We start from the raw sequence: 15,509 nt of genomic DNA, 5'->3' as shown, positions 1-15,509 counted from the left end.
GCCGAGCCCGGCCGAGGCACAACCGACCAAGGCCGCGTCGGCACCCGTCGCCTCGGCGATGCAGATCAACGCGCCGGCCGAGGCCGGGACGGATAGCTACGGCATGGCATCCGGTACGGGCGGGGGCAGGGGATCGCCCGCCAGCACCGGCACCTGCCTCGCGCCCCCGTGCGGCGTCGGCGGGGGCGGCATGTCGGTGGCCGTCTATACCGACTATCTGACCAGCACGCTGCAGGAACGGGTGCGACGCGACGACAAGCTGCGCCGGCTGATCTTCTCTGCCGATCTTGCGGTTAGCGTGACGGGCGACGGGCAGGTGACCGGGGTCCGGCTCGTCGATCGTCGCGGCGGCGGAGGCGAGCAGGCGGCCAGGCAACTCATTGCATTGCTGGAAACGGTGCGCGGGCTCACCCCGCCCCCGGCGGCAATGTCCTTTCCACAGAAAATCACCGTGCAGGGTCGGCGCGCTTTCTGACGTGCCGGGATCAAAGGGGAAGACGTAGATGTTCGTGCAGGGGAAATCGGGTGGGCACAAGCTGGGCCTCGCCGTCGGCGTGGCCGCCTTGGCGTTGCTCTGGGCGACGCCGGGCTACGCGCAGCAGGCGGTCGACGCGCCGTCGGACAGCGCGATGGTCAATCTGGTGCGCCTGCTGGTCGAGCAGAAGATCCTGACCCGCGAGAAGGGCGACGCGCTGCTCGCCCAGGCCCAGGCGGAAGCGTCCCAGGCCCGCGCCGCTCAGGCGCGTGCTGTCGCGCCGGTGCAGCAGGCGGCGTCCGAACTCCCGCCGCCGCCGTCGGGCACGGTTCGCGTGCCCTATGTTCCCGAAACGGTGCGCGCCAAGATCCGAGAGGAACTGCGCACCGAGGTGCTGGCGCAGGCCAAGGCTGAAGGCTGGGCGGCCCCCGACAAGGCTGCGCCGGACTGGGTGAACAATTTCCAGATCCACGGGGACTTCCGCTTCCGTTCGGCCTCGGCGCTGTTCGGCAAGGACAACGCCCAGGCGTTCTTCGACGTGCCGCAGTTCAATACCGGGGGGCCATACGATCCGGTGAACGACCTGCTGCCATCGCTCAATACGACGCGCGACAAGATCAACAACCTTCAGGTCCGGGCGCGGATCAACATGACTGCGACGGTGGCCGATCGCTTCGAGCTGGGCTTCCAGCTTGCCAGCGGCGACAATGCGGGGCCGATCTCCACCAATGCGACGCTGACCGGCGGCTTCCGGAAGCGCGACCTGTGGATCCAGAATGCCTATGTGAAGGGCGAGCTCGTGCCGGGCGTAACCGCCATGGTTGGTCGCTTCGACAATCCCTTCCGCACGACCGACCTGCTGTTCGACCCCGATCTGGCGCTGGACGGCGCCTATGGCCAGCTCGATCTGGGTCGGTTGATCGGCGATCACGGGTTCTCGGTGCAGGTACGCGGCGGCGCCTTCCCGATCGAGTATGAGGACATCAACTATCCCTCGACCGCGATCAACAAACGCAATTTCCGCGATCGCTATCTGTTTTCCGGCCAGCTCGAGCTCGCCAAGACCTTTGGTAACGGCCTGAAGGTCGATCTCAGCGCGGGCTATCATAATTTCACTTACATGCGTGGCCACATCTCGGAGCCGTGCGACGTCTATTCGGCCAACAATGTCGAATGCTCGACCGATGCGCTGCGGCCGCTCTACGCGACCAAGGGGAACACGTTCATGTTCCTGCGCCGCTTCGATTTCCGCCGGCCGGACGATCCCGCCAATCCGTCGCAGCCGCAGTTCCTCGGGCTCAAATTCGCCTATCGCGTTCTGGACGTGAACGGCACGGTGAGCTTGCCGATTTCCGATCACATCATCGCGCAGCTCACCGGCGCCTATCTGCACAATTTCGGCTATGATCCGAAGAACCTCTGCAAGGAGGGCGCCGACACCCAGCCGCTCAACAATGTCGTGCTGACCGACCCGAGCAACCCGCTCCAGGGCGCCTGCGACAGGACCAACCCGGCGCGGTTCGTGGGCGGCAATGACGGCTTCGGAGCCTACTTCTCTATTGGCGATCCGGCGCTGTTCTCGGTCAACCCGCGGCGCGCGCGCAAGGGTGCCTGGGCCGTCAATCTGGCGTACAAATATCTCCAGAGCGACGCGACGCTCGACAGCTTCACCGATTCCGATTTCCATCTCGGCGGCACCAACGCCAAGGGCTATTTCATCGGTGGCGCTTGGGCACCGTTCGAGCATGTGACGCTCGGCGGCCGCTGGCTGAGCTCCAATCAGGTGTCGGGGCCGCCGCTCGCGATCGACGTGCTGCACCTCGACCTCGGCGTCGCTTTCTGATGCGTCCGGGATCGCTCCCGGTCCCGCCCCTCGCTGGGGCGGCGCGCTGCCACGCCGCAGCGCGCCGCCACGCCTGTCCCTGTTCCAATCGCACCCTGATCGGAGTTTCCCGATGATCGTTCGCAGTGCGCCGCTTGCGCGCCGTCGCCGCCGTGCCATGTTCCTGCTGGGGGTCAGCGCCGCGACGCTGGCGGCTGGGCTCGGCGCGCTTCCGGCGCAGGCGCAGACCGCCGCCGCGCTGCTCGGCGGTGGCGCGCGCGCGCCCCGGCCCGAAACGGCATCGGCGGGCCAGGCAACGCCAACGCGCTCGCCGACGATGCAGGCGGCGCTCGCGCGACAGCAATCCAGTCAGGCGCGCGTGACCCAGATTCGCGCCTATGCCAGCGCGCTGCGGCAGGTGATCGCGCGCTCCGGCGCGGGCGACGGGCTCACCGCCGACGGGCTTGATCCGATCGAAGCGGTCCGCCAGGCTGCCGCCGCCGGCGCGGCCGGCGACACCAATCGCGCCAACGCTCTGCTCGTCAGCGTGTCGGCCGCCAACGACGCGACGGGCCTGAACACCTGGGAAGGCGCGGGCCTGCCGACCCAGACGGTGGTGGACGGCCGCACCGTCGTGTCGATCGACCAGAAGCAGGATCGGGCGCTGCTCTCCTGGAACAGCTTCAACGTCGGTCAGAACACCACACTGCAGTTCAACCAGAAGCAGAACGGCGTCGCCAAGGCCGACTGGGTGGCGGTGAACCGCGTCACCAATGGTGTGAACCCCAGCCTGATCCTCGGTAACATGAAGGCAGACGGCACCGTGGTGGTGCTGAACCAGGCCGGCATCATCTTCGGTGCAAAGAGCCAGATCAATACGCATTCGCTGCTCGCCAGCACGCTGGAACTGGGCAATGGCTGGCAGAAGGACGCGCAGTCCAAGCTGCAGCCGCTCAGCGTCGCGGAGCGCAACCGCGCCTTTCTCAGCGCGGGACTGTTCGGCCAGGGCAACGGCGTGCTCAGCCTGAATGCGACAACGGATCCGAGTGGCCCGGGCGTGCTGGTCTCGGCCCAAATGCGCAAGGTCACCGACACCAGCGTCACCTATGCCAATCCGCTGGAGGGCGACATCGTTGTCGACCGGGGCGCGCAGATCACCGCCGGCACGGCCGGGTTCGTGATGGTCACGGCGCCCAGGATCTCGGTCAGCGGCGCAATCTCGGCGGTGGACGGACAAGTGAGCCTGCAGGCCGGGCGCATCATTCCGTTTCAGCCATCTGGCGGCGCCAACAGCGACCCCGATCCTTATGTGCGGGGATACAAACTGGTCACCTATCAGGTGGAAATGCCGGCGGATATCTCCCAATATGTGCCGGGGCCGGGCGACGGCAACATCCATGTCGACGGCGTCATCCGTTCGCAGCGCGGCTATCTATCGCTCGGCACCGCAACCTTTGGCGCAATCGATATCGACGGCTATCTGGAAGCGACCACCAGCGTTTCGCGCAACGGCAAGATCGAGTTGCTGGCCGGTACGGTCACGCTCGGCGGCAGCGATGATCCCAGCCGTGCCGCAGGATTGGCGATCCTGCCGGACCTGACCGGCGAAACGATTCCACAGGGCAGCACCGCCCAGCCGCCGGCGTTCAAATCGTCGCAGATCGTGGTGGGGACGGCGTTCCGACCGCCCGCCGGGTCGCCGTCGCTGTTCGGCCAGATCATGGCGGGCAGCTTCAGCATGGGCACCAATACAATGCTCTATGCGCCGAACGCCGACGTGCGGGTCGGCAGTGCGTCGGCCGACCCAACGGGCGGTAGCTTCTTCGGCATACTGACAAGCAGGATCGACGTTCTGAAGGGCGCCGTGATCGACGTGTCCGGCTTGAAGGACGTGCAGCACGAGGTGGCCGACAACATCATCGCGGTGACGCCGGTCAAGCGCAACGAACTCAGCGATACGCCCAATTATCGCGAAGTGGCGGTGGGCGACAATTTCAGCTTGAACGGGGCGACGCTGTACCTTGATTCGCGCGTTTCCGGCGTACGCGACGACGGTGTCGCCTGGGTGGGATCGCCGTTGATCCAGGGCGGTGCGCTTGCCAGCCAGATACCCGCATCCGTTTCCGACTTGATGACCAAGGGCGGTACGGTGCACCTCGGCACCACCCGGATACCGGTCGCGGATCGGAGCATCGCCGCGGCAGATGCCCCTGCCATACATATCGCGCGCGACGCGCTGATCGATGTGTCGGGCGGATGGATCCATTATGCCGGCGGCACGGTGCGGACGAGCCGGCTGCTCACCGACGACGGCCGCATCGTCGACATCGCCGATGCCGACCCCAACGACAAGTTCGTCGGCGTGGTCGACGGGCTGACGACGGTGCAGCCGCGGTTCGGCGTCGTTCGCAATTATCTGACCGCCGCGTCGCAGAGCACACGCTACGAAGCCAGCTACGACGAGGGCCGCGACGCGGGGGTGCTCAGCATCGCCACCATGGCGGCGACGATGGACGGCAGCGTCTTCGGTAACGCCTTTGCCGGTGCGCGGCAGATTTTGGGCAGCGTTCGCCCGGCGCTGAAGAGCGCAATCGCCGGCGACACCCGCCTCCTTCAGCGCAGCAAATTCGATCTGCCCTCGGGCGCCGGTCTGTCGATCCTCTCGTACGGCGACACGATCGTATATCATGGCGTGCGCGGCGCTGCCGAGGCCGATGGATCGGAGCTGCTGCTCAGCGATACGATGCTGAACAATGCCGGGCTGGCGGCACTGAGCCTGACGGCGGCCGGTTCCGTCACCTTCGCCGGCAATCAGCTATCGTCGATGGCGGGACGTGACATCGTCGCCGTCACCGCGGCCAGCGATGTCCAGCTGACGCCCGGCGGCACCCTGAGCGTCATTGCAGGACGGACGATCCGCTTCGATGGCAAGGTCTCGGCGCCTTCGGGCACGATCGTCGCCGAAACGCAATTGGCGGGCGTTCTCGGCACCAGTCTGGCTGCGGTTCAGAGCAATGGCTCGGCATTTCGTGCCGGGCTTTACGGTGACGGCAGCGGCGACGACATCCGCATCGGCGGCTATGTCTCGGATCCCGGCGATGTCCGCCCCTTCGACCTTGTCGTCACCGGCGCGCTGTCCACGGCTGGTCTGTGGGTAAACGACTATCTCGATCGCGACGGCGCGTTTGGCAGTGCCTTTCAGGACGGCGGCACCATCAGCCTGACAAGCGCGCGAAAGGTTCTTCCGTCGGTCGCGCTGCCGTCATCCAGCGGCGCCCGCGCCGTCGATCTAAGCGGCAGCATCCTCGTCCGCGGCGGCCTGGATGTCAGTGCCGGCGGCTATGTCACTCCGGCGGGCGCGTTGCGTCTCGACGGCAAGGGCGGCAACGTGTCGATCGTCAACGCGACGACCTATGCTTCGCTGTTGGCGACGTGGAACAATCCCGAAGCCCCGATCCTCAGCTACCCGTTCGACACCTATGGTCCGTCGATCGGGACGGCACCGGTTGCACGGTCCACTGTCGATCTGTCCGGCGCAACAATCACCGGCTTCGGCTTTGCGGGCGGCGGCACCTTCGCCCTGACCGCGCCCGACATCGGCTTCGGCTCGGACACGCGGGACGGCAGCACGCATATCGGGCTCGATTTCCTCGCCAAGACTGGGTTCGGCACGCTCAGCCTGACGAGCAATCGGTCCCGTATCGTCGACGGTCTGTTCGCCAATGATCCCGGCGCCAAATCCGCCTTGCTTGAAACGAGCCGCTTCATGATCGGGGCGGGGGAGACCCTCGATCTGACCCAGCGCGTGCTGCCTTCGATCCTGACGGTGGATCAGGCCCGCGATCTGCGCGGCCTCGCCACCGGCGCCCGCCTGCTGGACCAGCCGGGTATGGCGCCGATCGCGCCGGCCGCCGACTGGGACCGGCGCGCGGCGCATCTGGTGCTGAGCGGGCTCACCGAACTGGACGTGATGGCGGGCGGCGCGATCATCGGGGCGCCGCAGGCCAGCATTACGGCCGACAAGCTCTATAACGCCGGTAGCATCGTCTTGCGCGGCGGCACGATCCGCCAGCGCAACGATCTCACGGCGGACGTGATCGCGACTGGCCTCGGGGTACGCGACGTGGATCTTGGCGGGCAGGGGCTCGGCGATGCGTTCGGCGGGGCTGCCGGTGCGCAGAGCGGGTTCAGTGCGAGCGCGCTCAATGCCGCGGCCGTCCGGGACGCCCTGGGGCAGCGCGTGCTCACCAACGCCGAACTGGTGTCGCTTCGCGGGGAAGACCGCCTCGTCTATTTCCTCGGCCGCCTCGACGCCGACCAAGGCATGGTGCTCGCGGCGGGCAGCCAGACCGATCTTTCCGGCGTCGCGCTGTTCGATCCACGCGCGCGGGCGGTGGCCGGCGCGCAATTGCGGGCGGGCCGGGTGCTCGATGGCGGGTCGATCTCGCTCGCTGCAGGTACCCTGGTCGGACGTACGTCATTCGGCGTGACCGTCGCAACCGACCGTGGCAGCACCTTGATCCGCGACGACCGCGCGGCCGTGAACATCGGCGGTGCGAGCGCGGTATATGACCAGGCCCTCACGGGCGGCCTGTATGCACCCTATCGGGAGTGGAGTGCGGCCGGCACAATCTCAGCGCTCGGCGGCGGTACGCTCGGCACGACGGCGATCCTTGCAAAGGGGGGCGCGGCGGAGGCGGAGGGCGGTACGCTCGAATGGCTGCGACCGGTGCTCGGCAGCGCGACTGCCGGCGCCGCCGACTATCTGTCCACCGATATGATCGGTCGCAGCGGCTTCGACACGGTCGTCGCGCGGGGCGGGCTCACGCTGGACGGCAATTTCGTGCTTTCGCTGCGCAAGCGCTTTGCGGTCACGTCCTCTGATCCCCTGGCCGTCCTCAATGCACCGGACGCGAACGTCACCGTGCGGGCGACGCAGGGGACCAGCGCCGCCGTGTTCGCGGGCGCGGTGCAGTTCGCCAGCCGCAACCGGCTGAATACGACGGCGGACGTCGCGCCGACGCGCGGCACCGGCGATGCCACTGTCTTTTTCGGCGGCGGCGCGGCGGGGATTGATTTCACGGGCGGCATCCGCTTCGATGATTCGATCGGCACTCTCGCCTTCAAGACGCCGGGCGACATCCGGTTTGTCGGCGTTGCCGACAGGAGCGGGCTCTCCAACCTGATCAACGTCTACAGCGGTGGCGTGCAGGCGGGAAACAACCTCAGCTTCGATGCCTATCGTACCTATGCTGCCACTGGCGCTGGCAATTTGCAGGCGCTGCTGGAAGGCAGCACGAATGGCTTTGCCACCGCGGCCTATACGGTGCTTGCAGGCGGCACGCTCACGGTGGGCAGCAGCTATGTGCAGGCCAATGTGCCGACGCCGCTCTCCGCCGGGTCGCACCTCGTACTGGCCGCGCGCGACATCGTGCAGAACGGCTATCTCGCCGCGCCGCTCGGCCTGCTCGAGCTGGGTGCCAGCTGGACCAACACGGTCCGCTTCGGCTCGGGGAGCACCACGATCGTCTCCGGCGAGGGGCTGACGGTCCCCTATGGCAGCACGACCGACAAGAACGAGTATTATTTCCCGACGCAACCGAGGCCAATCACCGCGATGCCGTCCGGCGCATTGCGGCTTGCGGCCGGATCGATCGTGCAGGATGCCGGCGCCACCTTCGTCGGACGCGGTGGGGGCGACGTCGTCGGCTATCAGTTCCAGCCTGGCGTCGGTGGATCGCGTGACGTGCTCGATCGCTTCAACCGCGACGAATTCAGTGCCAACGGCTTCGATCCGGCGACGGGCCTCGGTTATCAATATGCGGACCAGCGCCAGGTCTTCGCGCTGGTGCCGATGTCGCAGGCCAATGCAAAGGCCGGCTTCGATCCGGTGCTCTCGGCAGACTATGGCGCTGCAGGGCCGGTCGATCTTTATGGCAGCGGCGCTGGGCGGACCGTCATCCTCGATTCCGCGCCAGGGCTTGCTGCCGGCGAGTATCTTCTGCTCCCGGCAAAATATGCGGCGGTCATTCCCGGCGCGCTCCGCGTCGTCGAGAACAGCGACATCGGCGCCCCGGTCCCGTCGCAGAGCACCACGCTGCTCGATGGGTCGATCGTCGTCGGCGGACGCTATGGCTTTGCGGGCAACGGCATCTCCGAATCGACGCGGCATTCGTTCACCGTTCAGTCCAAGGACGTCTTCGCCAAGTTTTCGACCATCCAGCCGGTAAGCGGCACCGCAACGCTCGTCGATGCGGCGACCCGGAACGGCGTGGCGCGATCGCGTGCGCCCCTGGATGCCGCACGTGTGGTGTTGAGCCCATTGACCGAACTGCGGATCGCCGGTTTGTTCGATACCAGGCCGGCAACGGGCGGGCAGGCCGGGCAGTTCGACATCACCGGCACGAACATTGCGATTGTCGCCGCCGAGGATGCCGGCAACACCCCGGCGGGCACGCTGCGCCTGACCGACACGGCGCTCAACAACCTCAATGCCCCCAGCCTGTTGATCGGTGGTCTCCGCGGCAGCGCCAGCGACGGCAGCACGCAGCTGACGCTGACCGCGCAGTCCCTTTCGATCGGCAGCGGCGCCAGTCTGCGCGGTGCCGAGCTGCTCCTGGGCGTCAGCGGCGCGGGATCTATGCTCAGCGTTGCGGACAGCGCGAGCATCACCGCGAGCGGAACGCTGGGCGCAGAGAGCAGCGGCGATTACAAGGCGACGACCGGGGGCTCGCTGCTGCGGGTCGCGGTGGGCGGCGAGCGGCTGGTCAACCGCACGGGCAGCGGCGGTTCGACGCTGCAGATCGGTGCAGCGACGCTGCGCGGCGACAGCGTAGCACTGGATTCGAGCGGCACGTTCGCCGTTTCCGATGCCGCCAGCATCACCGCCACTCGCGCTGCGATCAGCGGTGCGGCCATCCGGTTCGACGCTTCGCCGACCGCGGCGGACGCGCCGGGCGTGGTCGGCGCCGGGCTGGAGGCCAAGCTGGGCGAGGCCCGGCAGCTGACGATCCGCTCCGCAGGGGCGATCCGCTTCTCGGCGGGGGCACACCGTTTCAACGACCTGGTGCTCGACAGCGCGAGCATCGCGCTGACAGCCGATGCGGCGCCGGGCGACACGCTGCAGCTCATCGCCGGCAACGTGACGTTGCGCAACAAGCTGGCCGCAACGGACGGTTGCGCGGTCACCGGGTTCTGCGGCGCCGGTGCCAGTCTGACGATCGATGCCAGCACAATTGGTTTCGGCGCGGGCGCAGTGCGTGCGGCGGGGTTCTCCGGCGGCGTGACGCTGACCGGGCGGGACGGCCTGTACGTCGACGACAAGGGCAGCTTCGGCAGCGGTTCCGCGGCCCTTCGGCTGGTCGCTCCCTTCCTTACCGATCGATCGGCGGTCTCCGATCCGCGGACGCAGGTGGTACGCCCGGAATATAGCTTCCTGACCAGCGGCGACTTCTCGCTTCGCGCGACGGGAACCAACCTTGCCGCGACGCCGATCGGCAATGCGACCCCTGGTGCCCGCATCGGCATCGGCGCCAGCGATGCGCGGGTCGCTACCGTCAGCATCGACGGCGCCTTGATCCGCGCAACCGCCGGGGTGATTGACATCCAGTCGGCCGGCGACATCCGCCTGACCGGCGCAAGCTTGCAGACCCCTGGCTATCTTGCGACATTCGGCGACAAGGACGATCCGGTGACGATTGCCGCCAATGGCGGGACGCTCAACCTGCTGTCCGCCGGCGGCGGCATCCGCATCGATGCGGCGAGCAGGCTGGTGGTCGACAGCGGCGCCGGCACGGCGGGCATGCTCAACCTGCTGGCCAGTCGCGGCACGGTGGAGCTGGCCGCGGCGCTCAATGGCGGCGTGAGCGGCAGCCGCACGGCGTCGCTCACGCTCGACAGCGGCACCGGTGGGTTCGACCTCGCCGGCTTTGTCGCACGCTACGGCACGCTGTTCGGCGGCGATCTGGCGATCCGCACGGGCATCGGAGACCTCGCACTGGACGCGGGCCAGACCCTCAAGGCGGGCAATGTCGCGCTGACCGCCGATGGCGGGACGGTGCGGATCGGCGGCACGATCGACACCTCCGGCACGAGCCTTGCGGGTCTCAGCGCCAGCGATGCGGCCAAGGTGCGGGTCAATGGCGGCGACATCGCGCTGTGGGGCGCCGACGGCGTGAGCCTGCTCGCGGGAGCCCGGCTCGATACGCACACGAGCGGCTATGCCGATACCGACAGCCGCGTCGCCCATGCCGGCGACGTGACGATCGGGATCGGGCGCGACACCGCAAGCCTGTCCATCGCGACGGGCGCAGTGATCGACGCGGGTGCGCGACGGACCCAGGCAGCGCTGGCGGCTGGGCAGCCCGGGACGCGGCTGGTGCCGGAGACGATCACCGATGCCGCCACCGGCGCGCGGGTGACCGTGTACCGCTATGCCGAGGCCGATGCGGGCGGCAGCGTGACGTTGCGCGCGCCGGTGATCGGCGCCGCCGGCGACAAGGTGGCAGTGGGTCTGCACGGCAGCATCCAGGGTGCCGACACGGTGCAGCTGGAAGGCTTCACGCGGTACAATCTGGATACTATGCTCAGCAGCGGTCTCTATGCCGGAATAACGGCAGCGACCGATGGCACGATCCTGCTCGATTTCGGCGCGGACAGCAGCAATAGCGGCGGCAAGTTCAACCCCTTTACACAGGATTTCCAGCTGGCCGACGGCGGCCGATCGATGGTGCGGTTCATCCGCAACTTCGCGGTGTCGGCGGTTGACGGCAGCGATCTGGGCGGCGTTCGTCTTCGCCCCGGGGTGGAACTGGTTGCCGCCGGCGCGATCAAGACCAGCAGCGCGTGGAATCTGGCGGCGGCCAGCTTCTCCGATGCGCAGCTCCAGGCAGCGGTGGCGGCGGGCGATCTCGTTCGCAACGCGGAACTGAGCACCGCGAGCCAGACTCGTTACACAGTTGTGGCGGGTCGCGAAGGCGAGCTGCTCGATCGTCATGCGAGTTTCCTCTACCGGGTGGGCGGTGCAGCGCGGGGCGAGGCGCCGGTGGTCACACTGCGCGCTGGCGGCAATCTCACCATCGACCGCAGCATTTCGGACGGGTTCTTCACCTTCCGCGACCTCTCCGACCCCGCCTATGTCAGCTATCAGCTGGGCGGCGGGGACCGGGCGACGCCGCCCGCGCTGCGGCTTCAGTGCGGTTCGACCGGCAATTGCGGGACGGTGGCGTCCTATCAGGACTATCCCGGCACGACGCCGCCGGCCAGCCTGGGCGCGATCACCATCACGCTGGCCACCATCGTCGCGCCGGCGGCGGCGGGCGCTGCCGCGCCGCTCGCGATTGCCGGTAACGGCGCCGCGGGAGGGGGGAGCGGGCAGAATGCGCTTGGTTTCGCGGAACTCTTCCCGCTGCTCGACGGCAATGTCGCGATGCATTCGTCCGATGTGCGACTGGCGGGCGGCGCGGGCGCGGCACTGTCGGCGAACCCGCTTCAGGTTGATCGCGGTACGCCCTCTGCGGTTACCGTGTCGGGGGAATATGGCTACGGCCTCACGGCCACGCGGGGCACGACCAGCTTTGCCGGCGCGTTGCAACTCGCCTATCTGCCCACCGCTGGTTCGACGGTCCGCTTCGCCTTGGGGGACACGTTTAGCCAGTCCGACACCGTGGGCGGGCTGAACCAGCTGTCGCCCGACGCCTATACCCAGCTCAGCTGGGGCAGCACCACCGGCCTCGGTGCCGACGCAAGGACGGCGGCGCTCGCCTGGTTCGCCGGAAAGTCCTACCGGCTGGTAGGTAGCAGCCCGTCGAACGCCACGGGCATCATCGCGCCGCTTTCGGACGTGGTAGCCTTCCTGCAGAGCTTCGAGACGACCTTCCAGGCGGGGTTGGCGAGCCGGCGCAGCGGCTATCCGGCACCGCTGTCACCGGCGCTGACCAGTTACGCCGGTGCCGACCAGGCTTATGTGCGCAGCTATGTCCGCTCGGGCGACGGCAATATTTCGGTCGCGGCGGCGGGCAATATCGACCTGCAGGGCACGGCGACGGCCGAATATCGCCAGATCAACGGTACGCTTGCCAGCCAGCCGAGTTTCCTGGGTGCGGGTCAGTTCGGCGCCGCCGCGCTCTACACGGCGGGGGTGCGCGTGGCGAGCGTCCCGCTGTCAGGGCGCGTGATCGGCACCGGGGCGGTGCTGACACTGCAGCCGGACAGCCCCTATCTTGCGAACGCTCTTACCAGTCGTACCTTCGTACCCACCCCAACCGCCTTGACGAACACGCTGGCGGTGCTGGCACGCGGCGGCGGGGATGTGCGCCTGGATGCCGGGATGGACGTGCTGGCGCGGCGGGAAAACTGGACCGACAATGCCGTCGGGGCAGCCATCGGCAAGCTGCCCGACACGGTCGGAACGTCCACCCAGCTCTGGCGGGTGGGCAGTATCGGCGCAGACACCGAGGTGGGGCTTGCGGCGCGGTATTTCACCTCCGGAGTCGGCGCGCTGGCCGGCGGGGATGTCCGCGTGCAGGCCGGGCGCGACATCGTGGACCTCACGATCGCGCTCAACAGCGGCATCACGACGACGCTGGCGGGCGGATCCAAGACGATGCTGACCTTCGGCAGCGGCGACCTTTCGGTAAGCGCCGGGCGCGACCTGCTCGCCGGCCGCTTCGACATCGCCTCGGGCGCGGCCAACATCGTGACGGGCAGGGACATTGCAGCATGGGGCACCGAGCTCGCCAGGATTTCGAACGATCCGGCACATCTACGGGTTCGGCTGAGCGACGCGACGGTGCGCCTCTTTGCGGGAGGATCAGCGACGCTCAACAGCGTTTCGGCGCTTGGCGTCCAATCCGGTCCGATACAGGATGTCACCGGCGACATTGCTGTCCTCGCCAACGCTTTCCGAGACGCCAACGCGGCGGCGGCCGGCTTTTTCAGTCCCTCGGCGTCGGTCTCGCTCCAGGCGAACGGTGCGGTCGGGATCACCGAAAGCGCCTCGGGATACCCGACCGCCTATGGCATCCAGACGCAGCTCTGGCCCGACATCTCTTCCAACCCGACAGCCTATGTGCAGGTGTTGCCGCCTAGCCTGACGCTAAGCTCGCTGGCGGACACCGTGTCGATCGGCAATGCCGCCACGGCGCAGATGCTCTACCCGTCGGTCACGGGGCAGCTCAACCTGTTCAGCCAGCGCGACATCACCAACCTCTCGCTGGCGATGAGCGACGTCGATCCGGGCCTGATTGGCGGTGCCTGGGCGATCAGCCGTGAGATCGTGCCGTACCGTCTGCCCATCGTTTCGCCGCAGACGTCGGACGGCGAGCTTCGCTACCAGCACAGCCAAGGGCTGACCCATCAGAACGATTCCCAGCCGATCCGCATCTACACCAACCAGGATCTGGTGAACGCCGCATTGTTCCTGCCAAAGCAGGCGCGCGTCACGGCAGGGGGCGGCATCACCAACCTCTTCTTCCAAGGGCAGCACTTGGCCGCCGCCGATATCACCCGCATTCGGGCGGGCGGCGACATCAGCGGCGTGGTGAGCGCGGGGTTGCTGCCCTATGTTCAATCGAACAACTTCATCCTAGGCGGGCCGGGCACGCTGATCGTCGAGGCAGGCGGCAATATCGGCCCCTTCATGAGCTCGGCCAATGTGCTGGGCCGTGAAGACGGACAGCTCTACAGCTTCGGCGGCGGCGTGCGTACCGTGGGCAATGATCTGAACCCTTGGCTCGGCACGCAGGGTGCGGACGTGAGCGTCCGGTTCGGCATGACGCAGGGCGCGGATTATGCGGCGCTGCGCGACACCTATCTGAATCCCGCCAACTTCGCGAAGCTGGACGGCGACCTCTTCGTCCAGGCCACCGACGCGTTCGGCAACCTCCAGCCGGATCGGACGCGGCCGGTCTATCTCGCGAAACTGGCGACATGGCTGCGCGACCATGCGCGGGACGCCTTTGTTGAGGTATTCGGCGCGCAGCCCTTCACGAGCGATGCGGCGCTCGCCGACGCGGCCTATGGCAAGGGGGCCGCGCTGTATGCGGCCTTCGCGAAAGTCGATCCGCTGCGTCAGCAGGACTTCCTGATCAACGGCCTGTTGTTCGGCGAGATCGCCGCCGTAGGCGTACCGAGCGGGCCGTCCTACCAGCAATATGTCCGCGGATATCGCGCGCTCCAGATGCTGTTCCCGACCCGGCTGGGCTATACGGACAACCTCGCCGGCTATACGGTAGACCCCGCCACCGTTACGCCCGACCATCCGCTCGGCGAACCGGTGCGTGCGCTGGTGAACGGCCAGCCAGCGGCGGCGACCAAGGTGCATACCGGCGATCTCGACCTGCGGCTGGCGACGATCCAGACGGCGCAGGGCGGCAACGTCTCGATCCTGGGTCCGGGCGGCGACCTCATCGCCGGCTCGACGATCCGCACCGCCGACCAGCCCAATCGGCGCGAAACCGGGTTCAGTCCCTTCCCAAGCAGCAGCCTGCTCTACGCCGGGCAGGGGGTGGTGAGCGGATACAATAGTCGCGCCATTACCTCGGTGCCGCTCGGCTATGAGGGCATCCTGACGCTCCAGGGAGGATCGATCAACGCCTTCACCGATGGCGACGTCACCCTCAACCAGAGCCGGGTGTTCACCCAGCGCGGCGGCAACATCACCCTCTGGTCGTCGAATGGCGACCTCGCGGCCGGGCAGGGGCCGAAGAGCGCCTCCAGCTTCCCGCCGGTCACAGTGCGGTTGGACAATGACGGCAATGCCGAAGTCAACAGCGCCGGCAGCGTCGCCGGTGCCGGCATCGGCACCTTCAAGGCTTCCCCGGAGGATCCCGCCGCGGACGTCATCCTGATCGCGCCGGTCGGGACGGTGGATGCCGGCGATGCGGGCGTGCGCGCTTCCGGCAATGTCGTGGTCGCAGCCGCGCGGGTGGCGAACGCGGACAATTTCAAGGCGGCCGGTGCGATCACCGGTGTGCCCGCGGGGACTGCCAACGTCGTCGTCGCGCCCGTCGTGGATCCGTCGCGGGACATCCGCGCGCTGGTGCGCGACGCATCGCGAGCGCCGGAGCAGGGCGACCAGCGCTCGATCATCACGGTCAAGGTGCTCGGCCCGGTCACCGACGGCGTCTGCCCGCCGGGCGGCAGCAGCGACGACCCGGATTGCGCGCAATAGCGCACCGGCTGTCGGGGGGGAGGAGAATGAACAGGGCCGCG

2 protein-coding genes and 1 pseudogene are annotated in these 15,509 nt (G+C 67.8%); all 3 read left to right on the top strand.

Annotation, left to right across the window (positions count from 1 at the left end; genetic code table 11):
- Positions 1–475 (top strand): annotated as a pseudogene (locus S2M10_RS17205) (hypothetical protein); the annotation flags it as partial.
- 28 nt (positions 476–503) lie between these two features.
- The gene (locus S2M10_RS17200) at positions 504–2,318 is read left to right on the top strand and encodes a putative porin (protein ID WP_168847159.1); all 1,815 of its coding nucleotides are present in this window, start codon (positions 504–506) and stop codon (positions 2,316–2,318) included.
- A 112-nt stretch (positions 2,319–2,430) separates the two neighbouring features.
- Complete coding sequence (locus S2M10_RS17195) at positions 2,431–15,468, top strand: filamentous haemagglutinin family protein (protein ID WP_168847158.1); 13,038 nt, start codon at positions 2,431–2,433, stop codon at positions 15,466–15,468.
- The last annotated feature ends 41 nt before the right edge of the window (positions 15,469–15,509 follow it).

The organism is Sphingomonas sp. S2M10, assembly GCF_012650175.1.
Lineage (GTDB): Bacteria > Pseudomonadota > Alphaproteobacteria > Sphingomonadales > Sphingomonadaceae > Sphingomonas.
The sequence above is the reverse complement of the archived record's forward strand: the minus strand, read 5'-3'. Positions and strand labels throughout refer to the sequence as shown.